At 45.3% G+C, this 24,766-nt stretch carries 26 protein-coding genes and 2 other annotated features; of the genes, 4 read left to right on the top strand and 22 right to left on the bottom strand.

Annotation, left to right across the window (positions count from 1 at the left end; all coding sequences use genetic code 11):
- Nucleotides 1-186: 186 nt before the first annotated feature.
- The 5 genes from BVI01S_RS16175 to zapA form a co-directional block, all read right to left on the bottom strand.
- Nucleotides 187-594 (bottom strand): DUF350 domain-containing protein, encoded by a 408-nt coding sequence (locus tag BVI01S_RS16175; RefSeq protein WP_061810918.1) that lies wholly within the window; start codon nt 592-594, stop codon nt 187-189.
- Nucleotides 595-615: 21 nt separating this feature from the next.
- Nucleotides 616-2,970 (bottom strand): endonuclease MutS2, encoded by a 2,355-nt coding sequence (locus BVI01S_RS16170; protein WP_061810917.1) that lies wholly within the window; start codon nt 2,968-2,970, stop codon nt 616-618.
- 20 nt (nt 2,971-2,990) lie between these two features.
- A complete protein-coding gene (gene polX / locus BVI01S_RS16165) occupies nt 2,991-4,700 on the bottom strand; it encodes a DNA polymerase/3'-5' exonuclease PolX (protein ID WP_061810916.1) in 1,710 nt (569 codons plus the stop codon).
- 181 nt (nt 4,701-4,881) lie between these two features.
- A complete protein-coding gene (locus BVI01S_RS16160) occupies nt 4,882-5,421 on the bottom strand; it encodes a CvpA family protein (protein ID WP_034757049.1) in 540 nt (179 codons plus the stop codon).
- A 6-nt stretch (nt 5,422-5,427) separates the two neighbouring features.
- Nucleotides 5,428-5,688 (bottom strand): cell division protein ZapA, encoded by a 261-nt coding sequence (gene zapA, locus BVI01S_RS16155; protein WP_034757046.1) that lies wholly within the window; start codon nt 5,686-5,688, stop codon nt 5,428-5,430.
- Between the two features lie 132 nt (nt 5,689-5,820).
- Between zapA and rnhC the strand changes: the two genes are divergently transcribed.
- A complete protein-coding gene (gene rnhC, locus BVI01S_RS16150; RefSeq protein WP_061810915.1) occupies nt 5,821-6,744 on the top strand; it encodes a ribonuclease HIII in 924 nt (307 codons plus the stop codon).
- A gap of 106 nt (nt 6,745-6,850) precedes the next feature.
- On the opposite strand, the gene pheT is transcribed toward rnhC, so the two are convergent.
- The 3 genes from pheT to BVI01S_RS16135 form a co-directional block, all read right to left on the bottom strand.
- Nucleotides 6,851-9,265: a phenylalanine--tRNA ligase subunit beta gene (gene pheT / locus BVI01S_RS16145; protein WP_061810914.1), complete on the bottom strand. Its 2,415-nt coding sequence runs from the start codon at nt 9,263-9,265 to the stop codon at nt 6,851-6,853.
- A gap of 26 nt (nt 9,266-9,291) precedes the next feature.
- A complete protein-coding gene (gene pheS / locus BVI01S_RS16140) occupies nt 9,292-10,329 on the bottom strand; it encodes a phenylalanine--tRNA ligase subunit alpha (RefSeq protein ID WP_034757039.1) in 1,038 nt (345 codons plus the stop codon).
- A gap of 78 nt (nt 10,330-10,407) precedes the next feature.
- Nucleotides 10,408-10,646: a binding site (T-box leader), on the bottom strand.
- 59 nt (nt 10,647-10,705) lie between these two features.
- Nucleotides 10,706-11,467, bottom strand: coding sequence for a TrmH family RNA methyltransferase (locus tag BVI01S_RS16135; protein ID WP_061810913.1), 762 nt, complete (start codon nt 11,465-11,467; stop codon nt 10,706-10,708).
- A 124-nt stretch (nt 11,468-11,591) separates the two neighbouring features.
- Here BVI01S_RS16135 and sspI point away from each other — a divergent pair, with 124 nt between their 5' ends.
- Nucleotides 11,592-11,813, top strand: a complete 222-nt coding sequence (sspI, locus tag BVI01S_RS16130; protein ID WP_034757033.1) for a small acid-soluble spore protein SspI — start codon at nt 11,592-11,594, stop codon at nt 11,811-11,813.
- Between the two features lie 115 nt (nt 11,814-11,928).
- Nucleotides 11,929-12,474, top strand: a complete 546-nt coding sequence (locus BVI01S_RS16125; RefSeq protein WP_061810912.1) for a cysteine hydrolase family protein — start codon at nt 11,929-11,931, stop codon at nt 12,472-12,474.
- Between the two features lie 47 nt (nt 12,475-12,521).
- Here BVI01S_RS16125 and BVI01S_RS16120 read toward each other — a convergent pair whose 3' ends face one another.
- Nucleotides 12,522-13,607: a M42 family metallopeptidase gene (locus BVI01S_RS16120; protein WP_061810911.1), complete on the bottom strand. Its 1,086-nt coding sequence runs from the start codon at nt 13,605-13,607 to the stop codon at nt 12,522-12,524.
- A 93-nt stretch (nt 13,608-13,700) separates the two neighbouring features.
- Nucleotides 13,701-14,189, bottom strand: coding sequence for a dUTP diphosphatase (locus tag BVI01S_RS16115; RefSeq protein WP_061810910.1), 489 nt, complete (start codon nt 14,187-14,189; stop codon nt 13,701-13,703).
- Between the two features lie 145 nt (nt 14,190-14,334).
- On the opposite strand from BVI01S_RS16115, the gene BVI01S_RS16110 reads away from it, so the two are divergent.
- Nucleotides 14,335-14,733, top strand: coding sequence for a hypothetical protein (locus tag BVI01S_RS16110; protein ID WP_061810909.1), 399 nt, complete (start codon nt 14,335-14,337; stop codon nt 14,731-14,733).
- 22 nt (nt 14,734-14,755) lie between these two features.
- Here BVI01S_RS16110 and BVI01S_RS16105 read toward each other — a convergent pair whose 3' ends face one another.
- The 12 genes from BVI01S_RS16105 to speD form a co-directional block, all read right to left on the bottom strand.
- A complete protein-coding gene (locus BVI01S_RS16105) occupies nt 14,756-15,325 on the bottom strand; it encodes a TVP38/TMEM64 family protein (protein WP_034757020.1) in 570 nt (189 codons plus the stop codon).
- 97 nt (nt 15,326-15,422) lie between these two features.
- Entirely contained in the window at nt 15,423-15,701 is a 279-nt protein-coding gene (locus BVI01S_RS16100) for a DUF1294 domain-containing protein (RefSeq protein WP_061810908.1), read from the bottom strand.
- Nucleotides 15,702-15,790: 89 nt separating this feature from the next.
- Nucleotides 15,791-16,150, bottom strand: coding sequence for a 50S ribosomal protein L20 (gene rplT, locus BVI01S_RS16095; protein ID WP_034757014.1), 360 nt, complete (start codon nt 16,148-16,150; stop codon nt 15,791-15,793).
- A gap of 28 nt (nt 16,151-16,178) precedes the next feature.
- Nucleotides 16,179-16,379 carry a 50S ribosomal protein L35 gene (gene rpmI / locus BVI01S_RS16090; protein WP_032087387.1) on the bottom strand — a complete coding sequence of 67 codons (201 nt, stop codon included), beginning with the start codon at nt 16,377-16,379 and terminating at the stop codon, nt 16,179-16,181.
- Nucleotides 16,380-16,402: 23 nt separating this feature from the next.
- Nucleotides 16,403-16,906 (bottom strand): translation initiation factor IF-3, encoded by a 504-nt coding sequence (infC, locus tag BVI01S_RS16085; RefSeq protein ID WP_034757009.1) that lies wholly within the window; start codon nt 16,904-16,906, stop codon nt 16,403-16,405.
- A gap of 89 nt (nt 16,907-16,995) precedes the next feature.
- Nucleotides 16,996-17,135, bottom strand: a sequence feature (ribosomal protein L20 leader region).
- Nucleotides 17,136-17,340: 205 nt separating this feature from the next.
- Entirely contained in the window at nt 17,341-19,272 is a 1,932-nt protein-coding gene (gene thrS, locus BVI01S_RS16080; protein WP_061810907.1) for a threonine--tRNA ligase, read from the bottom strand.
- A 364-nt stretch (nt 19,273-19,636) separates the two neighbouring features.
- Nucleotides 19,637-20,503, bottom strand: coding sequence for a putative sporulation protein YtxC (locus BVI01S_RS16075; protein ID WP_061810906.1), 867 nt, complete (start codon nt 20,501-20,503; stop codon nt 19,637-19,639).
- Between the two features lie 136 nt (nt 20,504-20,639).
- On the bottom strand, nt 20,640-21,572 hold the full coding sequence (gene dnaI / locus BVI01S_RS16070; protein ID WP_034757004.1) for a primosomal protein DnaI: 933 nt from the start codon (nt 21,570-21,572) through the stop codon (nt 20,640-20,642).
- A 12-nt stretch (nt 21,573-21,584) separates the two neighbouring features.
- Nucleotides 21,585-22,973: a replication initiation and membrane attachment family protein gene (locus BVI01S_RS16065; RefSeq protein ID WP_369690893.1), complete on the bottom strand. Its 1,389-nt coding sequence runs from the start codon at nt 22,971-22,973 to the stop codon at nt 21,585-21,587.
- A gap of 67 nt (nt 22,974-23,040) precedes the next feature.
- Nucleotides 23,041-23,496, bottom strand: coding sequence for a transcriptional regulator NrdR (gene nrdR, locus BVI01S_RS16060; protein ID WP_034757001.1), 456 nt, complete (start codon nt 23,494-23,496; stop codon nt 23,041-23,043).
- Nucleotides 23,497-23,578: 82 nt separating this feature from the next.
- Nucleotides 23,579-23,959 (bottom strand): hypothetical protein, encoded by a 381-nt coding sequence (locus BVI01S_RS16055; protein ID WP_061810905.1) that lies wholly within the window; start codon nt 23,957-23,959, stop codon nt 23,579-23,581.
- Nucleotides 23,960-24,091: 132 nt separating this feature from the next.
- The gene (speD, locus tag BVI01S_RS16050; RefSeq protein ID WP_034756998.1) at nt 24,092-24,472 is read right to left on the bottom strand and encodes an adenosylmethionine decarboxylase; all 381 of its coding nucleotides are present in this window, start codon (nt 24,470-24,472) and stop codon (nt 24,092-24,094) included.
- Nucleotides 24,473-24,766 lie beyond the last annotated feature (294 nt).

Raw genomic sequence — 24,766 nt, 5'->3', positions numbered from 1 at the left:
AAAGAAAACAGACTGCCTATTCCACCATATGACAGTCTGTTTGTACAATATTATTATTTTGGGATTGTGTTTTCCCCCTGAGTGCCCTGAGTCAAGTAAAGAACAGCATATAGATGATGCCGACGACTATAAAGCCGCCGCACAGGGTGAGCAGAACTTTCGCCAATGTTTCCATATTCCCTCTCCTTACGATATACCGGCTCCTATGACATAGGATAATCCGACTGAAATGACCAGTGAAATGAAGCCTACCGCCCGGTTATCATTTTCAATTTCCTCATCGATCCTGAATTTCGGTGTCAGGAATTCATAAATGAAATACCCGATCAACAGCAGGAAAAAGCCAAACACACCCCACCCGATCGTGGTGAGGACGGTATCGTTATGACTGATGGAATGCCGGAAAATATTCGCTATCCCGAATATTTTCCCTCCCGTAGCCATGGCCACGGCCATATTCCCTTTTTTGATTTCTTCCCAGTTCCGATATTTCGTCACCAGTTCAAAGACCGCTAAGAACAACACGAGACAAAGGATGACCACACTGTAATTCCCCGCCGTCTGAACAAATTCGTTTTCCCAAAAGTTCTCCATCGTAAAGCTCCCTTTACCTTGTTATTTAAATTGAACGACCGTTACACCCGTTCCACCTTCACCTGCATCCCCGAAACGGATACTCTTGACCGACCGGTGATTCTTCAAGTACTCCTGCACTCCCTGTCTTAAAGCCCCCGTCCCTTTACCGTGGATGATGGAAACGCGTGGGTAGCCTGCAAGCAGAGCGTCATCAATGTACTTCTCCACCCTCGATAAGGCATTTTCAAAACGTTCTCCCCGCAAGTCAAGTTCGAGGCTGACATGAAAATCTTTCCCTTTCACCGTAGCAAGGGGTTTCGTTTCGACCTTTTGCTGGGATTGAATGAATTCAAGATCCGATTCCTTCACTTTCATCTTCATGATCCCCATCTGGACCTGCCATTCCTTCGCCGATACCCGCTCGACCAAATGACCCTTTTGATCGAAGCTCAGTACTTTGACTTCGTCTCCGGCCTTCAATTCATGCTGGGATCCAGTCGCTTTCTTCTTTTGACCCGTTTTCAGCTTAGGAGTCGCATCTTCAAGCTGCTTTTTCGCCTGGATCAATTCATGTTCTTTGATCTGTGCTGATTTCTCCTGCTGCATTTTCCGAAGATCCTTGATGACCTGCTCGGCTTCCGCCTTCGCTTTTTCAACGACCTCACTGGCTTTTTGCTGTGCTTTTTCGTAAAGGGTATCCTTCTTCTCGTAATACTCCATCATTTGCTTCTGCATGTCTTTATGCATCTTCTCAGCCTGTCTCAACAGCTCATGGGCTTCCTCTAGCTCCCGTTCACCCTGGCGCCTGCTGTCTTCAAGTGAAGCGATCATATTCTCGACTTCTTTGCTATCGGTACCGATATGGGACTTCGCCCGTTGAATGACACCATCTGACAATCCAAGACGTTTGGAAATGTCAAAGGCATTACTTCTTCCCGGGACCCCAAGCAATAGCTTATACGTGGGGCTTAATGTCTCTACATTAAATTCCACACTGGCATTCACGACTCCATCACGATTATACCCATACGCCTTCAACTCTGGATAGTGAGTGGTCGCCACAACCCTTGCCCCTGTTCCATGAACTTCATCAAGGATGGAAATCGCTAATGCCGCCCCTTCCTGAGGATCGGTACCGGCACCAAGCTCATCGAACAGCACCAGACTCTCATGATCGACCTTTTTCAGAATGTCGACGATGTTCACCATATGGGAGGAGAAGGTACTCAAACTTTGTTCAATCGATTGCTCATCCCCTATGTCAGCGTAAATCGTGCGGAATACACCGACCTCGGAACCATCAAGTGCCGGGATTGGAAGACCGGCCTGTGCCATCAAGCTTGTTAAGCCCAGGGTTTTCAACGTGACGGTTTTACCCCCGGTATTCGGTCCGGTGATGACGATGGAAGAAAATTCATTTCCGAGTTCAATATCATTCGCCACTGCCTCATCGATGGGCAAGAGTGGATGACGAGCTTTATTCAGCTTCACACGGCGTTCATTATTGATCGTCGGCTTTGACCCTTTGATCGAACGTCCGAACTTCGCCTTGGTAAACATGAAATCCACGTCTGACAGGACGTTGACGATCAGAAGCAGTTCTTCTCCCGATTCTTGTACACTTTCAGACAGTTCTTGCAGAATCTTCTCGATTTCCGTCTGCTCTTTCAAACGAAGCTCACGGAGCTGGTTATTCAGCTGAACAATCGCTTCAGGCTCGATGAATAACGTCTGCCCGGAAGAAGATTGATCATGGATGATCCCGCCATATTGCCCCCTGTACTCCTGTTTGACCGGGATGACGTACCTGTCATTTCGGATGGTGATGATCGCATCGGATAGCATCTTCTGTGCGTTGGATGAACGGATCATCCGCTCCAGCTTCTCCCGTATCCGCCCTTCGTTGGCACGCAGCTGGGTCCGGATCGTGCGGAGGGTTTCACTCGCTGTATCCAATATTTCTCCGTTGTCATCCACCACTTTACGTATATCCTGCTCTAAATGAGGAAGCGGGATGACCGTCCCCATCTTGCCTTGTAAGAGGGGAATATCCACCTCTTCCTCCAGTAGCTCTTCTACAAAAAGGGTCAGCTTCCGGCTTGCCCGGATCGTACTTGCCACCTGGACGAATTCAGACGGCGAAAGCATACCGCCGATTTGGGCACGCTTCACATGAGGGCGTATATCAAAAATCCCGCCAAGCGGGGCATGACCTTTCAATCTGAGAATCGTCATGGCTTCATCCGTCTCTTCATGAAGAGCGGTGATCTCTTCATAATCGACCGACGGCATGAGGGAAGAAACCCTTGCATGACCAAGGGCAGATGCTGCAAATTGCTTTAATAATTCTTTGATTTTATCAAACTCTAACGTTTTCAATACTTTAGAATTCACGGAATGTATTCCACCTTTTATCAGTTTCGCTTAATGTATTGTATGAACTCATTTTTATCCCATGTATTGATGACCGTGTCTTTCTTGATCCATCCTTTACGTGCCGTACCGACACCCACTTCCATAAATTCCAGATGATCGATACTGTGGGCGTCCGTGTTGATGACAAGCTTCACACCCTGCTCCTGTGCTTTCCGGATGTTTTCAGCAGACAGATCCAGACGATGCGGATTGGCATTCAGTTCAAGAGCCGTACCGGTTTCTTTCGCCAATTGGATAAGAAGATCCATATCGACGTCATATCCTTCCCGCCTGCCGATGATCCTGCCAGTAGGATGGGCGATGATATCCACATGGGCACTTTCCAATGCGGTCTTCAATCTCTCCATGATTTTTTCACGGGGCTGCGAAAAGCTTGAATGAATGGAAGCAATGACGAGATCCACTCTCTTCAAAAGGTCATCATCATAGTCAAGGGTACCGTCAGGAAGGATATCCATCTCGATCCCTGAAAGGATTTCTATATCATCATACTTTTTATTCAGTTCCTTTATTTCATCGATCTGCTTCACCAACCGCTCGGGAGTGAGGCCGTTAGCCACCCGTAAATACTGGGAATGGTCTGTGATCGCCATATAGTGATACCCCTTGGCACGGCATGCCTCCACCATCTCTTCAATGGAATAGGCACCGTCGGACCATGTGGAGTGCATGTGAAGATCGCCCTTTATATCATTCAGGGTAAGGAGCGGGTAATCTCCCTTGAACGCCTCCACTTCTTTTCCATCTTCCCGGAGTTCAGGCGGGATCCAGGGAAGGTCGAAGTGATGATAAAATGCTTCTTCGGAATCGAATGTTTTCACTTCACCTGTTTCACTATCCTCAACGCCATATTCACTGATCTTCTCTCCGCGTTCTTTGGCAAGCTGGCGCATACGGACGTTATGATCCTTCGATCCCGTGAAATGATGCAGGGTCGTGGCAAATTCTTCAGGCTTCACGATACGGAAATCGATGCTCACATCCCAATGGTACTGGAGGGTCAATGACACCTTCGTGTCCCCGGCTGCAATCGTCTCAACGATATTCGGCAACTTCAGAAGCCCTTCCTTCACTTTTTCCGGGTGCTCGGTCGAGATGATGAAATCAAGGTCTTTAATGGTTTCTCTCATCCTTCTTAAGCTGCCGGCTCTCGAATACGTTCCGATGCTGTCAATTTCAGAAAGATAGCCTTCTATTTCTTCCGCGATACCCATCATAAAGCCGATTGGAAGTCGGTCCGGTCTTTTCCCAACCTGTTCAATGGAAGCAAGGATTTTTTCTTCGGTCTTTTTTCCGAATCCTGCAAGTGCCTGTACTCTGTTCTCTTTACACGCTTCTTCCAGGTCCTCTATGCTTTCGACCCCCAGTTCACTGTATAGCTTCGCGATTTTCTTCCCTCCAAGACCCGGCAATTGTAAAAGAGGGATCAACCCCTTCGGCACTTCTTCCTTCAGCCCTTCAAGAACAGAAGAGGTTCCTTCGTTTATGTACTCTTCAATAACGGAGGCCGTGCCTTTGCCGATCCCTGAGAGCTTCGTGAAGTCGCTGATCTCCTGAAGGCTCCGGTCATCATTTTCAAGGGCCGCTGCCGCTTTTCGGTAGGCGGATGTTTTAAACGAGTTCTCGCCTTTCAATTCCATATATATCGCAATGTTTTCTAATAATTTTATAATATCTTTTTTATTCAAGGGATTCACCTACAATCATAGAATTAACGATCAGGAACCACGTTCATTTGGAAATTCGAACGTCTCCAATTATATAGTAGCAAAACTGGTAGAAAAAGAAAAAAGACTGACTTATAAGATGAACAAATCGTTAATGGCTTTCCTAACGAATGTAAGTTGCATACTTATAGTCAGCCCTTTTTCAGGCTACATATTCAATCCACCAGGATTTCACCATATCGGAGAAAACAGGAGTATGTTTCACCATCGCTTGTGCAATGAATGAGTTATTGATGAATGTTTGAACCGACTCGATCGGCAATAATACCGCAATATACAAGAGTATGAATATCATTAAATAGGATTCAACAAAACCGAGTATCCCACCGCCAAGAACATTCAGCTGCTTCAATAGTGGAAGATGGGCGACAAAGTCAAGCATCGATCCGATGATTTGAAGAATGATGCGCACTGCGAAGAAAATCATCGCAAACGCGATTACACGGTAATATGCCTGATCCAGATGGGTCGATTCAAAGATCATATTTAACGTGGATTGCTCGTCCAATACAGGATAAGGAATCCATAAAGTCAGCTTCGGTGCAAGCTGATCATAGTATATGTATGCTACAATGAAAGAAACGATAAATCCGAAAATGTGGATGACCTGCAGGATGAATCCACGTTTTAAACCTATTAAAAACCCTATCACCAGGATGACCAACAAAGCTAAGTCCAACATCTTTATTCAATCCTTTAATCGTTTAATTTCCCGTTCAAGCTCTTCAAACTTTTCCTGAAGTTTGAGATAATCATTTACAGCATTGACAGCCGTCAAGACCGCAAGCCTGCTTGTGTCGAGAGATGGATTCATGGAGTTGATTTCTCTCATTTTGTCATCCACTTTAGAACAAACGTATCGGATTTGACTTGTTGATTCAGTCCCAACAATCGTATACTGTTGACCATATATGTCCACCGTGGTGCGATTTTTTTGTTCTTCAGACAACCTGAAAGCCCCCCATTCATAAGAATCCTACACATAATCATACCATGAAATCTTTTGATTATGGAAGGAATTTGTCATATACACTCACATTTTTTATTAAATTCAAGATATTTGTCATAAGGAGAGAGAAACTTGGCCAATACCGTCATACAAACAACGAAAGATACAATCGAGAAAATGAAAAGTCATTACAAACATGCATTAATCGAAAAACTGCCGCCGGGGGCAGTCTTTGTCGCAAAGCCATCAGGCTGTACGATCACCGCCTATAAATCGGGTAAAGTAATGTTTCAAGGGGCAAACGGAGAAGGAGAGGCAAGCCGGTGGGGAAGCAGCGCACCAACAAAGGTGAAATCCCCTTCCAAAGGGACTGCCAGCCTCCCCGAAAATTTCGCAAATTGGTCCGTCATCGGTTCTGATGAAGTGGGGACAGGAGACTTCTTCGGCCCGATCACCGTGGTGAGCGCTTACGTAAAGAAAGAGCAGATCCCACTCATGAAAGAGCTCGGGGTCAAGGATTCCAAAAACTTATCCGACCCTCAGATCATCAGTATTGCAAGGGATCTGATTTCCACCATTCCCTATTCACTGCTCATTCTTCACAACCCGAAATACAATGAGATGCAGGCAAAAGGAATGACCCAGGGGAAGATGAAGGCCTTCCTTCATAACAAAGCCATACTGAACCTGCTGGAAAAGATGGCACCGGAACAACCCGAAGGCATCTTGATCGATCAGTTCGTCGAAAAGAATACATATTTCAAACACATCGCTGCCCAAACGAAAATCCAGCGGGAACGCGTATACTTCAGCACAAAAGGCGAAAGCATCCACCTGGCCGTCGCAGCCGCATCGATCATCGCCCGCTACGCTTTCTTAAAAGAAATGGACAAGCTGAGTGCCAAAGCAGGTGTGGAAATACCGAAAGGCGCCGGTAAACACGTCGATGTGGCGGCGGCGAAAATCATCAAACGGAAAGGCATTGAGGACTTGAAATCGATGACGAAATGGCATTTTGCGAATAGTGAAAAGGCGATGAGGTTGGCGAGGAAATGAGGAGGATGGCCCCACTGGTTTTGCTGGTGGGGTTTTTTTGTTTACGAGCCACCACACAAAAAAAAGATGCCAGACCAATGTCTGACACCTCTCTCCAAAAGTCGAATTATCCTCTCAATTCAGCTCCTGCTTTTTCTTTTACGGCTGCAAGTACTCCATCATGCACCTTCACCACTTCTTCATCGGTCAATGTTTTTGCCGGATCGAAGTATTTCAAGGAGAATGCAAGTGATTTCTTGCCTGCTTCCATATGCTCGCCTTCATACAGATCGAAGACGGACACTTCTTTCAGAAGTTTTCCTCCTGCTTCTTTGATGATGGATGCCAGGTCCCCGGCTTTCACATCCGTGTTCACTACAAGGGCGATATCCCTTGTAATCGATGGATGGCGTGGGATCGGCGTGTAGCTCAGGCCTGGCTTTTCATAATGGAAGACAGGTGATGCCTTCAGTTCGAACACATACGTTTCGTTTAGATCCAGTTCTTTTTCCGCTTCCGGATGGATCGCTCCGACGAAACCGATCACTTCGTTGTCAAGTAAGATCTCGGCCGTACGTCCAGGGTGCATGCCGTCTACGGTTGCCTGACGGAATGAGATGGCTTCTGATACACCGATTTCTTCGAACATGCCCTCCAGGATCCCTTTGGCCACATAGAAGTCGACTGGCTTTTTCTCGCCTTGCCAAAGGTGCTGGTGCCACAGGCCGGTCAGCGCTCCTGCTATATGCTCTTCTTCCCGTGGAAGCTCTTCGCCTGTTTCCGTTAAGAATACGGATCCTACTTCATAAAAGGCTAGAGAATCATTTTGACGGGCTTTGTTATATGAAACCACTTCAAGAAGCTGCGGAACGATGCTTAAACGAAGGTTGCTTCGTTCTTCACTCATCGGCATCAATAAGCGGACAGGCTCCCTTACGTCCAACGCATATTGGCTTGCTTTCTTGTCGTTTGTCAATGAATACGTGATCGCTTGCAGGAGTCCCGCTCCTTCCAGGTATCGGCGGACCGTACGGCGCTTCAGCTGGTGATTCGAAAGGCCACCAGGTGTTGCCTCTCCTTCTGGAAGTGTCATCGGAAGATTGTCATAGCCGTAAAGGCGGGCCACTTCTTCCAGTAAATCTTCAGGGATGGTGATATCCCCTCTTCTTGTAGGAGCCGTTACGACGAATATTTCGCCGTTTACTTCTGCATCAAATTGAAGTCGGCGGAAAATATCTTCCACTGTATCAACGGAAATGGCTGTTCCAAGTGAAGAATTGATTTTCTCCAGGGAGATTTCAACCTTGACCGGTTCAACATCCAATTCGTTAAATAAAACAGTTCCTTCCAGAACTTCCCCTCCGGCATATTCAGCCATCAGTTCAGCCGCTCTTTCCCCGGCTTTCAGGACACGATTCGGATCCACACCCTTTTCATAACGGGTGCTGGCTTCGCTTCTGAGTCCGTGGTCTTTCGATGCACCTCTGACAATGGCACCGGTGAAGTAAGCTGCTTCAAGAAGGACCGTCGTCGTATCGTTCTGGACTTCTGAATTGGCTCCACCCATCACTCCGGCAAGGGCAACGGGTTCAGTCCCGTTCGTAATCACAAGCTGGCTGCTTGATAGCGTTCTTTCCGCATCATCCAGGGTCACGAATGTTTCGCCGTCGTTTGCACGGCGAACAAGGATTTCCTTCGAACCGAGACGGTCATAGTCAAAAGCGTGAAGGGGCTGACCATATTCCAATAACACGTAGTTCGTAATGTCGACTACGTTATTATGTGGACGGATCCCTGCAGAAATCAGTGCATTTTGCATCCAAAGTGGAGATGGACCGATTTTGACATTTTTGATGATTTTAGCCCCGTAAAGAGGATTATCTTCTTTTGCTTCTACTTTTACCGATACATAATCCGAAGCTTTTTCGTTGCCTTCTGATACCTCGGCTGTCGGAAGCTTTACGTCACGGTCCAGGATGGCTGCGACTTCATACGCCACTCCAAGCATGCTTAAGCAATCAGAACGATTGGGTGTCAATCCTAATTCGAGGATTGCATCATCCAGGTTCAATAATTCAACGGCATTGCGACCGACTTCGGCCTCATCACTGAATACGTAGATCCCTTCTGCATGCTCTTTCGGGACGAGCTTTCCTTCGACTCCAAGCTCTTGCAGGGAGCAGATCATCCCGTGGGATGCTTCGCCGCGAAGTTTGGCTTTTTTGATTTTGAAGTTACCAGGAAGGACCGCCCCTACTTTCGCGACAGCCACTTTTTGACCCTTTGCCACGTTCGGTGCCCCGCAAATGATTTGGACAGGCTCTTCTTCCCCTACGTCCACAAGGCATTTATTTAACTTATCCGCATCGGGGTGCGGCTCACATTGCAGGACATGCCCGACGACCACATTTTTGATCTCTTCGCCGATCCGTTCGACACCTTCGACTTCAATCCCGCTTCTTGTAATCTTCTCTGCCAACTCTTCAGGTGTTGTGCCTGATAAGTCTACATAATTTTCTAACCATTTATATGAAACAAACATGTGTTAGTACCTCCCTATCGTTTTCTTTACTCTTGTGTTCCGAACTGTGTCACAAAGCGAGTATCGTTTGTGTAGAAATGACGGATGTCATCGATGCCGTATTTCAGCATGGCAATACGCTCCGGTCCCATACCGAAGGCGAAACCTGTATATTTCTTCGAATCGAATCCAGCCATTTCAAGGACATTCGGATGAACCATCCCTGCTCCAAGGATTTCAATCCAGCCCGTTCCTTTACATACGCGGCAGCCTTTTCCTCCACAGATCTTACATGAAATATCCATCTCGACGGATGGCTCTGTGAATGGGAAGAAGCTCGGGCGCAAGCGGATTTCACGGTCTTCACCGAACATTTTCTTAGCAAATACATTCAGCGTTCCTTTCAGGTCACTCATGCGGATGTTTTCGTCGATGACAAGGCCCTCGATCTGGGTAAACTGATGGGAATGTGTCGCGTCATCTGTATCACGTCGGTACACTTTCCCGGGACAGATGATCTTGATGGGTCCCTTTCCTTTGGCCAGTTCCATCGTCCTTGCCTGAACCGGTGACGTGTGGGTACGCAGAAGGGTTTCTTCCGTAATATAGAAAGAATCCTGCATATCACGTGCCGGATGTCCTTTAGGGAGGTTCAGGGCTTCGAAGTTATAATAGTCCTTCTCGACTTCCGGTCCTTCAGCAACCGTATAGCCCATGCCGATGAAGAGGTCTTCGATTTCTTCCACGATCATCGTCAGGGGATGGTGATTCCCTTTTTTCACAGGGCGACCGGGTAACGTGACATCGATCGTTTCAGATTGAAGCTTCTTTTCGACCGCTTCTTTTTCAAGAACAGCCTGCTTTGCTTCGATGGTTTCGGTGATCGCTCCACGGACTTCATTGGCAAGTGCCCCCATTTTAGGACGCTCTTCTGCTGAGAGTTTCCCCATTCCTTTTAAGGCTTCGGTGACAGGTCCTTTTTTGCCTAAATAAGCAACACGGATGTTGTTCAGTTCTTTCAGGTCTTGTGCTTCGTTCACTTTTTCGATGGCTTCTTGTTGAAGGGATCGTAATTTGTCCTCCATTGTTCTTCCTCCTTTAATGTATATCGTCCGAATGTTTCGTTGGATTGGTTTTTAAACAAATAAAAAAACCCCATCCCAAAAAGGGACGAGGTTTATATCGCGGTACCACCCTTATAAGCATATCCACAGGGGGATCTACTCACTTCATTCGGATAACGGCTTATGCCGGAGCATCTTTACATTCACATTGGAATGGTCCCGATGCCAACTCGAGAGGTGAAATGTTCACATCATGTTTTCTTAAGAATGCTTACAGTCCAGGGCATTCTCTCCCTTGAAGAAGGTCATGTGTTACTTTCCTCTTTCAACGTTTTTTAAGTTATATGTGCATTATTATAGTGAATTTCACGGCATAATTCAAACCTTTTCACGAAATTCACTGCCCATTTTTAAAATGATACAATAAAATGCCTGCCGCAATGGCCACATTCAAGGATTCACTCTTACCGTAAATAGGGATGTAGAGGTTCCGGTCCGTTTCCTTTAACAGGTCCTTCGACATGCCGTTCCCCTCATTCCCTACAATGAGGGCATAGGAAGATTGCGGGCTGATCGACGTGTACTCCTCTCCGTTTTCAAGAGCCGTCCCGTACACGGGGATGCTGCGCTCTTTCAGGGCTGAAATGGTTTCAGACAGTTCTTTTCTGACGATGGGAATATGAAAATGACTTCCTTGTGCCGAACGCAACACTTTGGGATTATAAGGGTCCACCGTCCCTTTTCCCAACACAACCATATCGATTCCCGCCGCATCGGCTGTACGGATGATGGTGCCAATATTGCCAGGGTCCTGAAGACCGTCGAGAATCATGAATGTGGCTGCCTGATCAGGGTCATGCTCATCTTCTCTTTGCCTGCAAATCGCAAAGATCCCCTGAGAGGTCTCGGTATCTGCGAGGATTTTCCCGACTTCATCCGATACCATGGTGACAGAAACCGAGTCCACCGTCCATTTTGGGGGGAGATCGATTCCTTCCACAAGGATCAGCTCAAGGACCGTATCCTCCTGCTTTAATGCTTCTTCCACAAGGTGAAATCCTTCAATGATATATGTGCGGGTGAGATCCCGTTCTTTTTTCGTCAATAATTTCTTCCACTGCTTCACAACAGGATTTTTCGAGGATTGAATATACTTCAATCGTATCCGCTCCTTTTGATTACTATTCAAGGTCTCATTATACCTTAACTTCCATACATAATAAATTCAATTTGAGACAAGATAACAATGAATTCCTCATCCTAGCAAAAAGGAGAAATGCGTGATGAATCTTAACTTACGAAAAGCGATCATACACAATGTATCTGGAAACAACCAGGACGAATTGAGAGACACCATCGTGGATGCCATCCAGGGGGGAGAAGAAAAAACCCTTCCAGGTCTCGGTGTACTCCTTGAAGTCTTCTGGCAAAACGCCGATCCAGAGGAACAGAAAATGGTCCTTGAAACATTAGAGGAATCATTGCAGCAGCAGCAAATGCAATAAAAGCATGGGCAATCCTGAATCGGGGTTGCCCATGTTTTTTCCTTTGAATGGTTTTAGCCTCACTCCTTCAGTGGTAATACAACATACATAAGAAAACGAAGGGGGAGAAAAAGGGATGAGTCAGGAGAAAAGCGCCTTATTGATCATCGACATGATTAATACGTTTGATTTCCAAGGTGGAGAAAAATTACATGAAAACACAATGAACATCGTCGGAAACATCCGCGATTTGAAGAAAAAAGCGAAGGAAGCCGGGTTGCCCGTCATATATGTGAATGACAATTACGGCCTTTGGCAGGACAATATGAATGATATCATTGAAGAATGCAAAAAAGGGAAAGGCAAAGACGTGATCGAAAAACTCCATCCCGATACAGACGATTATTTTATCATCAAACCGAAACATTCCTGTTTTTTCGGAACACAGCTTGATATCCTGCTTCATCAGCTGGATGTGAAGCGTCTGATTCTAACGGGGATCGCAGGTGACATCTGTGTGCTGTATACCGCCAATGACGCCTATATGAGGGAATATGACATGTCGATACCAAAGGACTGCATGGCATCCGAAACCGAGGAGGACAATGAAAGCGCGATCCGCATCATCAAGAAGACGATTGACGCCGATATGACCTCTTCGAAAGAAATGACGTTTAACTAAAGACAAAATAAAGAGACCCTGATTCAGCAGGGTCTCTTTCATTGCAATCAATCAAACGTAATCTTCGCCACGGTGTCGCTGTCTAGCTTCTTGATCACTTCTGTAATCAATTTAACGGCGTTCTCGTAATCATCACGATGCAACATCGCTGCATGTGAGTGGATATAACGTGTCGCAATGGTGATCGATAAGGCAGGAACTCCATTGGCAGTCAAATGGATCGCACCTGAATCCGTTCCACCTCCTGCGATGGCATCGAATTGATACGGAATGTTATGCTCATCCGCAGTATCCGTCACGAAGTCGCGAAGTCCCTTGTGGGAAACCATGGACGCATCATATAAAATGATCTGTGGACCTTCACCCATCTTACTTGACGCTTCTTTATCAGAAACCCCAGGTGTGTCCCCGGTGATTCCAACATCCACACCGAAGCCGATATCAGGCTGAATCTTGGCAGCAGCCGTTCTCGCGCCACGCAGGCCGACCTCTTCCTGTACGGTACCGACTCCATATACGACGTTCGGGTGACTCGCATCCTTCAGGTTTCTTAGTACATCGATGGCAATCGCACAACCAATGCGGTTATCCCATGCTTTCGCCAGTAGCATCTTCTCGTTGTTCATCACCGTGAATTCGAAATGTGGGACCACCATATCTCCCGGTTTCACTCCCCATTCCAGAACTTCTTCACGGCTTGAGGCACCGATATCAATGAACATATCTTTGATGTCCACCGGTTTTTTGCGTGCTTCCGGAGGCAGGATATGCGGCGGCTTGGAACCGATCACACCCGTCACTTCCCCTTGGCTCGTCACGATCGTCACACGCTGGGCAAGCATGACCTGTGACCACCAGCCTCCTACGGTTTGAAAGCGCAGGAACCCTTTGCTGTCGATCTGGGTGATCATGAATCCGACTTCATCAAGATGTCCCGCCACCATGATCTTAGGACCGTTTTCATCGCCCACTTTTTTCGCGATCAGGCTCCCGAGGTTATCTGTCGTCACTTCATCTGCAAATGGCTCTATGTATTTTTTCATGACTTCCCGTACTTCTCTCTCATTACCCGGTACACCCTTGGCATCGGTTAAATCTTTGAGCATTGTCAATGTTTCATCTAATTTTGCCATTGTTTCGACCCCCTAAATATTGTTTTACCTTTTCATTATACTAAAACCTGTGTGATTCATCAAAATTTCCTGAATCTTCTTTACGATTATGGATTAATATCCTTCTTTTTGACGATTATAATTCACTTCATTTTTCTTCACATACGCATCGAACACTTCTTCATGGGTGAATCCAAGCAGTTCGCCAAGGTACACGTAGTGCCTGAATAACTCCTGGAAATGTTCAACGGAACGCTCTTCAGCAAAGTGGTTGGCATATTTGAATACCTCCATGAATTGCTTTGTCACATCTTCATTCACATAATTCGTCTCCACTATATCGAATTGTTGAATGCCAATTTCGATTCCCAGTGACAGGATGAAATGGACCCCGTCCACAAATTCTTCAAGGATCACATCCTTTGCTGACGAAGGTTTCGTACTCCAGAACTTGAAGCTTCTCGTTTCATTGGCCAGTTCCCCTACCTCAACCAGGAGGGCCAGGATTTTTTTGTCGATCAGGTCTTCTTGTTCCAGGCCGTGTTCCTCTTCGATATGCTGATCAAGTTTCTTCTGCATGTCCAACAATGTTTCAATATTCATTGTGATATCTCCCCTTCGATGCCTTTATTTCTTACACACCCTCTTAGTATGACAAATTTTTAAACAAATTTATAATAATATGAAACCTTTTTCTGATTTAACCGTAAATAGTAGTGGAAGAAATATGCCTATGGAGGTAATGGTTATGCTTTGGCTTATTCGGTTAGTGCTTTTAATCCTTATTCTTTATCTTCTATACAGCAGCGTGAAATACATTATCAACCCAAAGCGAAAACTGGAGCTTGCCCAGGAGCAGAAACGTTTCTATTTTCTCGATGATCAGGAAAATGTCCGGAAGAATTTTCACATAACGTACAAGGGTGTACGATTTGAAGGGGAAAAATATCTTGGTGCAACCGAGAAGGCATTCGATGTGGTTTCCATATTCGTATGGACCAAAAATGTTTCCTCATTAAAGGGGCTTACCCGGGAGGATTTCGAATACCTCCAGAACGAAATCAAAGAAAGATACCCGAATGCCAAACTCGACTGGAAAAGTCCGATCCACGAATTCCTTCAAAAATCACAACAAAAAAACGACTAGCAGAGCTGGTCGTTTTTCATTTTTATTTACCCGGGAAAAACTCTCTCCATTGAATGACTCTGACTTTTTCTCTCAGGAGGTAAAATAGGACGATGAGTGCGATGAAGATCATGACGAGAATGGGTGGGGAAAATTGTTTGATGTATTGGCCGAACACCGTATAGAAAAACGCCAGGGGAATATTGGAAAGGACGGAGGCGCGTACGAAGGGCTTGAGCTCCTTCTTACGCTCGAGCAGGCAAAGATTCAAGAGCTGGTAATGGACAAAGGGAATCAACCTGAGAACCGCAATCTGACCCGTGGTGAGGGTGGCATTCCGGCCAAACCACTTTTCTTTCAGCCTCAGGAGTTTTTCATAAAACGATTTGAAACTTTTAATGACAAAATAAAAAGTGACAGATAAGAGCGTTAATCCGATCAACGAGTACAGTGTGCCGAAGAGACTCCCGAACAGAACCCCTCCCGCCATACAGACAAGGGCGACGGGGATGAACAGAAACTGCCTCAGGATATGAAATAAGATAAACAGAACAGGAGCCATATACCCGCTTGCCTCCATCAGGGCGAATGCAGCAACCAACCGTTCGTCCATGGCTTATGCGACCTCCTTCTGCTATTCTAAGCTGTTTCTACAAACCCTCTTTATATCGTATGTATGAGAGACGGGTTAAAGAATGAAAACTTTGACGTCACAGATTCGCGTTCAGCCAGATGAACAGCACACAGTGGGCGATAACAAGCAATGGGAAGCCGACGGCGAACGCTTTGTGCTTCGTTTTATGCCTGAACACCTTCATCCCCATATACGCTCCAACACTGCCTCCCACAATGGCGACCTGCCACAACACCCGCTCGCTGATGCGGTATTCATGCCGCTCTGCTTTCCGTTTATCTCTCCCCATGACCGTAAAGCCGATGATGTTGATGATGACGGCATATAGATATAGAATCCCTGTTAATGCATCCATGATTTCTACCTGCTTTCTATAGTGATTGATATAAGAAAGGACCGGCCAGGGGCCAGTCCTTTTTGTCTGCTGATTTCGTCAGCAGTTACTTATTTGTTTAGTTGAGCTTTAGCAGCGTCAGCTAATTGGTTGAATGCTTTTTCGTCAGAAATCGCAAGCTCAGCAAGCATTTTGCGGTTTACTTCGATACCAGCAAGCTTTAATCCGTGCATTAAACGGCTGTAAGAAAGACCGTTCATACGTGCAGCCGCATTGATACGTGTGATCCATAGTTTACGGAAGTCACGTTTCTTTTGGCGACGGTCACGATAAGCATACATGTATGATTTCATGACTTGTTGATTTGCTACTTTATATAAAGTATGTTTTGAACCGAAATAACCTTTGGCTAATTTAAGAACTTTTTTACGACGTCTGCGTGTTACTGTTCCGCCTTTTACGCGTGGCATAATAATTCCCTCCTGTTTCTAATACTTCTTATTTTAGGTTGTCAAGCATATGACGAATGCGTTTGAAATCTCCTTTAGAGACAACAGCCGCTTTACGTAGCTTACGCTTTGCTTTAGTAGATTTGTTTGCGAATAAGTGGCTTGTGTAAGCGTGTGAACGTTTAAGTTTACCAGAACCTGTTTTCTTGAAACGCTTAGCTGAGCCGCGGTGAGTTTTCATTTTTGGCATGATGCTTTTCCTCCTCGGGTCCTTTATTTTTCGTTGACTGGTGCAAGCACCAAGAACATACTGCGACCATCCATTTTCGGTTTTGATTCAACGGTTGCTACATCTTTACACTCATCACTGAAGCGATCCAGAACACGTTGACCAATTTCTTTGTGCGTAATCGCACGACCTTTAAATCGGATTGACGCTTTAACTTTGTCTCCTTTTTCAAGGAACTTACGAGCGTTACGAAGCTTGGTGTTGAAATCATGCTCATCAATCGTCGGGCTTAGACGCACCTCTTTAAGATTGATGATCTTCTGATTCTTACGTGCTTCTTTTTCTTTCTTCTGTTGTTCAAATTTAAACTTACCGTAGTCCATGATACGAGCAACGGGTGGTTTTGCATTTGGAGCAACAAGAACAAGATCAAGGTTTACACGTTCAGCAATTTCAAGAGCTTCATTCTTGGATTTGATTCCAAGTTGCTCACCGTTTTGATCGATAAGACGTACTTCACGGGCACGAATCGTTTCGTTTAAGATCATGTCTTTGCTAATAATTAGCCACCTCCAAGGTTTATTAAAAGAATACACGGCTTTGGCCGACGCACCCGCTTCCTTTTTCCATGTCCAGGACACAAAAAAAGATGCGAGTGTCGAAACACCCGCACCTGATTATTAAGCATATATAAATGGCTTTAATAGTCAATCACATACCTGGTAACAGCTTTAACGCGTTATTCAGGTGAGAAGCGGGTAGCTCCTACTTGTACCAAACTGTATTCAATTCACCTTAGATACTATATCACATGACAATACCGCTGTCAAATAATCATTTAATATCACAACGTATTTCATAATATCAGACATCTAAGGAGAGTGCAACAGTTTTTTGAAATTAATTGGGGAGGGACGGACCTCCAACAGAAACATTATGGTAAACCACAATGACCATTTGGAGGTCCGTCCCTCTTCCAATTTTAGCGATTCGCTTCTTTTGTGATGTGAGCGATGAATTCGTCAAGGGAAATCGTTTCGGATTTCTGCTCTCCGTATTTACGGACGTTGACGGACGTTTCCTTGATTTCATTGTCTCCCACGACGAGCATGTATGGTACTTTGCTCATCTGTGATTCACGGATCTTGTAGCCGATTTTTTCATTACGGTCATCGATCTCTACACGAAGTCCTTCAGCCTGAAGCTTTTCTTTCACTTCTTTCGCATAGTCGAAGTGGACATCCGGAGAAACCGGGATCACCTGAACCTGTGTTGGAGCTAGCCATGTCGGGAATGCTCCTTTGTATTCCTCGATCAGGAAGGCAACAAAGCGTTCCATAGTGGATACGACTCCACGGTGGATAACGACAGGACGATGCTGCTTCCCGTCTTCCCCTACGTATGTTAAGTCAAAGCGCTCAGGCAATAAGAAGTCCAGTTGAACAGTGGATAACGTTTCTTCTTTACCCAGTGCCGTCTTCACCTGTACATCCAGTTTAGGGCCGTAGAATGCCGCTTCCCCTTCTGCTTCGAAGTACTCGACATCCAGTTCATCCATCGCTTCCTTGATCATCCCTTGTGCGCGGTTCCACATTTCATCGTCATCGAAATACTTTTCTGTATCTTCAGGATCACGATATGAAAGACGGAACGAATAATCATTCAGATCAAAGTCTTTGTATACTTCCTGAACAAGGCGTACGACGCGCTTGAATTCCTCTTTGATTTGATCCGGACGTACGAAGATATGGGCATCATTCAGAGTCATCCCCCGTACACGCTGAAGTCCTGACAGGGCACCGGATAATTCGTAACGGTGCATCGTACCAAGCTCGGCGATACGGATTGGAAGCTCACGGTAGCTGTGGATGCCGTTTTTATAAATCATCATATGATGCGGACAGTTCATCGGGCGAAGGACAAGATCTTCATTGTCCATTTCCATGACCGGGAACATGTTTTCCTGATAGTGATCCCAGTGACCGCTTGTTTTGTACAATTCTACGCTTCCCATGATAGGAGTGTAAACGTGGTCGTAACCCAGACGCTCTTCTTTATCGACGATATAACGCTCGATGATTCGGCGGATCGTCGCACCTTTAGGCAGCCACATTGGCAAGCCCTGTCCCACTTTTTGTGAGTTCATGAACAAGTTCAATTCTTTTCCGATTTTACGGTGATCACGCTCTTTCGCTTCTTCTAAAAGACGAAGATGCTCATCTAAGTCTTCCTTCTTGAAGAAAGCCGTACCGTAAATCCGTTGAAGCATTTGATTATCACTGTTTCCACGCCAGTAGGCACCGGCAATGCTTAACAGCTTGAATTCTTTGATTTTATTTGTTGATGGGACGTGGACCCCACGGCAAAGGTCGAAGAATTCACCTTGCTCGTAAATGGAAACCTGCTCCCCTTCAGGAATGGCTTCGAGCAGTTCAAGCTTGTACTCGTCTCCGATTTCCTCATACATTTTCTGCGCTTCGTCGCGGCTGACTTCTTTACGGATCACTTCCAGGTTTTCGCCTGTGATCTTCTTCATTTCCTTCTCGATCACCGGAAGATCTTCCGGCGTGAACGTATGCTCTGAATCGATATCGTAATAAAATCCGCCTTCAATGACCGGACCGATCCCCAGCTTCGTTTCAGGATATAAACGTTTGATGGCCTGTGCCATTAAATGGGCCGTACTGTGACGGAGGACTTCGAGGGCATCCGCTGAAGGAGCCGTCACGATTTCAATCGCTCCATCTGCCTGAATTCCTGTACGCAGGTCGATCATTTCACCATTTATTTTTCCAGCGAGCGCCTTCTTCTTCAGTCCCGGACTGATGGACGCAGCAATCTCTTCTGTTGTCGTACCCTTGGGAAACTCCTTAACATTTCCATCAGGGAACTGCATTTTCACTACTTCTGACATGTGATTTCACTCCTTGAAATATCTTTATAAAACATAAAAAACCCCGCCCCTTCACATTTGAAGGGACGAGGTTAATAAATAAACTCGTGGTTCCACCCAACTTCTCACTGTCCTGGTTTAAAGACAATGACTTCATTGAAAAACGAATAACGACATTTAGCCGTCAATCATTACTGTGAACCGGATAAGGTTCCGTTCATGATCGAAGTTCCGAGGTGGTAAATATCACTACCGAATTAGGAAGCTTGCAGCCTTGTGACTTCCCTCTCTGTGAATGAATAGGAATATTGTTGTCCTCATCATAACCTTTATTTATTGACTTATTATGTAGGTATTATAATCGGTTATGTTTTGAAAAGCAAGCCTATTCATTCGCAATATCCCACGAAGGATAAAGAAGTGTATCGGGAAAATAACTCAACGGCAGAAGATCGATTCGTTCTTCAAAAATATTCTGCAGCGTCCTGATCAATTGATGATCCCCATTTCCATAGACGTGTATCTTCTCAGGGGCAAGGGACAATAAAGGGGCAATGGTGAATGAATCTACATATAAGGGATGATTGGTAAGCAGCCGTTTATCGATCGCCTTCGTCAGCTCCTGCCGTGTCATTTCTTTCATGTCCTCATCAAAGAAACGAAATCCATACCCCGTTGAGTAAAGATGGACCGTGCGCATTTTCTGATCCCTTGACGAGAGATACTCCCGCAGCATATGAACGAACATCTGATATTCCTGCTCCATCTTATATTCGTCTATGGCGAGATCCAGCATCAGCAGGAGCCTCTCCTGAAGCTTTTTCAACCTGAACTTGCTGAACGAGTCGAATGAGATGGGTGCCTTCCCTTCCACCAGAAGCTCCAGGCTCTCATGGACGTATTCAGCCTCGTCCCATTCGCCGATCAGCTCCATCAATTCCGGACGTTCCCCCATCCTCATCTCTGACACGATTTCTAATATTTGATTGATTTCATCACTATCTTCATACAAATAATTTTCTCTCAAGGCTGATTCGGACCAGTCCATGCATTTATCATTCATGACGAATTTGGAAACCCCGTTGAAAAGCTTTTCCCGCTCCTTGAAGAAGGGCGAAACCTCTATCGTCAGATTATAGTGAGTTGTATGTTGAAAGAGCGTTTCATGAAACCATGATTGGATGAACTCTTTATTGAGGTATTCTTGAAGCTTTACCGCATCACTTTTTTGCTTGAAAATAAATTCAATCAAACTTTCTCGCCTCCTTAAACCCAATTCCCTGATTTATATATATGGGAGGCTTGTATAAATTAGAAGTTGATGAGGGAAATTCTTTTGGGTGAACAAAAAAGGAAAGGGAACCGCATGCGATTCCCTCTCCTTCAAACTATTCTCTTCGATTCCGCCCGTCGATCAACACAGGCTTAGATAAATATTTGATCCGCTCCATGATCCGCGCAGCCTTCAATTTCTCTTCTTCCCCGCGCTGACTGTACGTCAAATGGTGGGTCAGCTCGTTGAAGTTGAAGTTGGAGGTGAAGAATGTCGGCAGATTCTCAAGCATTCTGTACTGGAGAATCGTACCGAGGATTTCATCCCTTCCCCAGCTGGACATGGTTTCCGCTCCGATGTCGTCAAGCATGAGGATCGGTGCCGATTTTACCATCTCAAGCTTTTCATTCACCGTATTATCACCGAGTGATTGTTTGATTTCCCTGAAGAACTCGGGAACGTATACGATAAGGGATCCGATTTTTTTCTCTGCGAGTTCATTGGCCATGGCGCCTAACAGATAGGATTTACCCACACCGAACTTCCCGTAAAAATAGAGACCCTTCATTTTCGTCCCTTCTGTATACGTCTCTACGAAATTCTTCGCAAGGCGCACCGCTTCGAGACGGCTTTTCGAATCAAGATCGAGGGTCTGGAAGGATGCCTGCAAGATATCCTTAGGTACGTAAAGACTTTTAATCAGACGCTGGGCACTCGTCCTTTCATCATGGATGACTTTCCGCGGGCAGCGATGATAATCGATGTCGATGGTGTTCCCCCTGATCACCAGGTGAGGGTCATACCCTTCCATCATATTCTTGCATTCCTGCAAAGAAGGACAGTACCGGCATTCCTTGCTTTGAGAGATGTATTCATATAGTTTCATCAGGCTTTCATTGACCATTTCAGCCGTTACCCGGCCTTCATTCCTGCGGATAAAATCTTTTACATCATTATTTTCTAAAATCTCTTTTTTCATTTGTTCATATCGCTGTTGAAATGACCCGGAAGTCGCCAGCCTTTTTAAGGTGTTATTGATTTTCTCCATCGTTTTGTTCACCTACTTCCGAAAATTTTTAAGCTCTTCTTCGAGTTTTTTCTTTTCTGCTTCGAAGTCGTATCCTTCTGCAGTGGACTCGGATTCATCCGCCGTTTCATCTTCCTTGAACCATTCCGGAAGCTTCTCGGTGCGGATCGGCTTTCTCCGCCTGCTCGACTTCGTTTCCTTTTTACCTTCTGCCCATTCGAGATACTGCTTATGTTCACTTTTCGCAAGTATCATCGCTTCACTTGCCGACGTCACCTTTTTCCTGGACCAATGGGAAGCGATCTTCTCCATATATCCTTTCGTCAGCTTCATGTCTGTTTTTAACAGCACATATTGAATCAGTACATTCATCACGCCAATCGGCAGCTTCTGGGACATGAGCACTTCCTCAACGGCTTGAAGATCAGCCTTGGAAGGAGACCCGCCGTTCGAGATGTCCGATAATACGTCCTTCGGGGAGGTGGTTTCCAGGTAGTCGATGAGCTCTTCCTCCTGGGAAAGGGGTTGATCCCGCTCTACAGCTTTCTTCGTTTCCACTCTCGTCGTCAAATCAGGCAGTTGATCACCCGTCTGCATACCATACCAGTCCCGGGCCGTTTTACGCAGCGATTCGATATCAATCGTATCATCCGCATCCAGGGAGCTTAGGACGATATTCTTCATCTGAAGAGGATCGATCCCGTACAGATAGCTCAGCTTCAATACCGTTTCCTTTACTTTCGGTGTAAAGGCTTTACGAGGGACCATGGATTCCGATAATCCGGCCAGCAGCAGCTGAAAATCAAAATCGATTTCATCCAGGGCAAGTCCATCATTCTTGCCGTATTTCATATATTGTTCACCTGACCTGGTTTCGGAATCCACATTCGCATCATGGTGAAGGAAATTAATCGGTTCAGACGTGAAGACATCCTGAAATGAACGGGTGATTTCGGTGTACTGATTTTTATCAGCAGACGCATCCGTGAAAAATTTCTTCAGACGCAAATAGTGGGTCCGGCCGATCTTACGGTACAAATACACATTCAGCATGCCATCATGAAAGAATTCCTGAGGAGAGAGGGGCGGCTGCAGTTCATATAGAAAACGGCGATCTTCATCATCCCTTTTTTCATACACTTTCAGCAATCCGATTCCCTCTAGTTTCATCCTTGCTTCGTAGACGTCCTGAAGATTGACGGACAGGACGTTCATCAAGTGATAATGGGTGGAATCCGTCGACCAGAGCCGATTCTCTTCCACTTCCCCCCACAGGCTCATGTAGAGGCTGTAGCAAACGGTACCGATTAAAGGCTGGTACAGAAACGTAATGATTTTCCGGTCATATTCCTGAAGCATCCCATGTGTCCCTACGGTGTAGTGATCGATTGGCTGTATTTCATTCCAATGCTTCTTCATCATAGTTGGATTCTACCTTTCAATAAATAAAGAGAAAAGAGCCAAAGAATCCCATCTTCAGCTCATTCTTCTACTCTTTTTTTATTAATTCTTTTAACTCGTCTATAAATACATTAATATCCTTAAATTGTCGATATACGGATGCAAAACGGACATATGCCACTTCATCAACTTTCGCAAGGTGATCCATGACCATCTCACCGATCTTCACAGATTCTACTTCGGAAGCACCTTGATTCCGAAGGTCCTTCTCGATATCTGTTGAGATCTTCTCTAATCTTTCAAGAGGTACCGGGCGCTTCTCACAGGCCTTGATCAGTCCCCTCAAAATCTTTTCTCGACTAAACTCTTCTCTTACCCCTTCTTTTTTCACCACAATTAAAGGAAGCTCTTCAACCTTCTCAAAGGTCGTGAAGCGAAATGTACATTCTTCACATTCTCTTCTTCTCCTGATGGAGCGTCCTTCATCAGCAGGTCGTGAGTCCACCACTCGGGTACCATTATGCTGGCAAGACGGGCATTTCATAATATCAGCTCCGTTATTACATACTATTACCTTCATCATATAAAAAAGCTGCAACTTACACAAGCTTCTATAGGATTTACCGTTATTTCACTTTTTTCAATTCGCCATCAAGCTGGTGATAATAATGACTTATTTGCGCTTTTAAAACGGTATATGTACCAAAGATCTTCCCTTTATCCGCACTGACCTTAAAATCGACTGCCGTTTCAAGCGGCCGCACGGTAATGACCGTGGCAACGATAAACAATTGAGGCGTTCCGTTTTTCCGGACGGTGATTTCCCCTCTGTCCTTGGACTGGGAGATCACCTCGTATTCTGACGATGAGAATAATCCCAGCACGGCATTAAATGCACCTTGATGCATGGATTTATAATAGCGTGATTGCAGTTCCTTATCTTCATGCTGATCGGACGTTTCACACTCCGATTGAAATCGCTTTAACAGGGTACGTATTCCACTCATATCAAGTTCCTCCCTTTAGTTACCCTTATTTTACACGAAAAGGCAGGATTGAAAAACCCATAAGTGCACGTACGAACGGGCGCATAAAAAAAGAGATGCATGAATCACGCATCTCTTCTGAGTTATTATCGATTAAAGGGCTTGAGCCTGGGACTTCTTCACTTGCACAGGACCCATTCCACGCGGCAATTCAATCGTTTCGCGTGTGTCAGCACCAAGAGCATCTGCAATATATTCAGCTGCGATATTAGGATCTAAATCGCCGCACGTATATACATCAATACTGGCATAACCATGTTCAGGAAAACTGTGGATAGTTAAGTGTGATTCAGAAATGATCACGACTCCACTCACACCTTGAGGAGCAAATTTATGAAAAGCCACCTCACGCACTTCTGCACCTGACTTAAGCGCAGCATCTACGAATGTTTTCTCAATTCCTACTACATCGTTTAATTTTTCAAAATCGCAACCCCATAATTCAGAGATTACATGACGTCCCATTGTTTCCATTTTGTATTTCCCCCTTTGACATGATTTTTTTCGTCAAAATGAACGAATCCTTTGGCAAAATCTTAACTACCACGGGGGAAAGTTAGTCCGAAGAGGTCCTAACCCTTTAAGTAGTTAAATCAGTATTCATTTGCTAATAAGAAGTTCACGAAAAATAGTATACTTTGTTTAAAACTCTTTTGCAATAAATTTTTATAAAGTTTTTTAGATGGGTAGGTTATCTGATTTGGCTATGGTGTAAAAACAATGACCGTTCCTTTTCGCTGCAGGCACTTGCTTTCCGGCGGGGCGTGA

This window comes from Rossellomorea vietnamensis NBRC 101237, from assembly GCF_001591825.1.
Classification (GTDB): Bacteria; Bacillota; Bacilli; order Bacillales; family Bacillaceae_B; genus Rossellomorea; species Rossellomorea vietnamensis.
The sequence above is the reverse complement of the archived record's forward strand: the minus strand, read 5'-3'. Positions and strand labels throughout refer to the sequence as shown.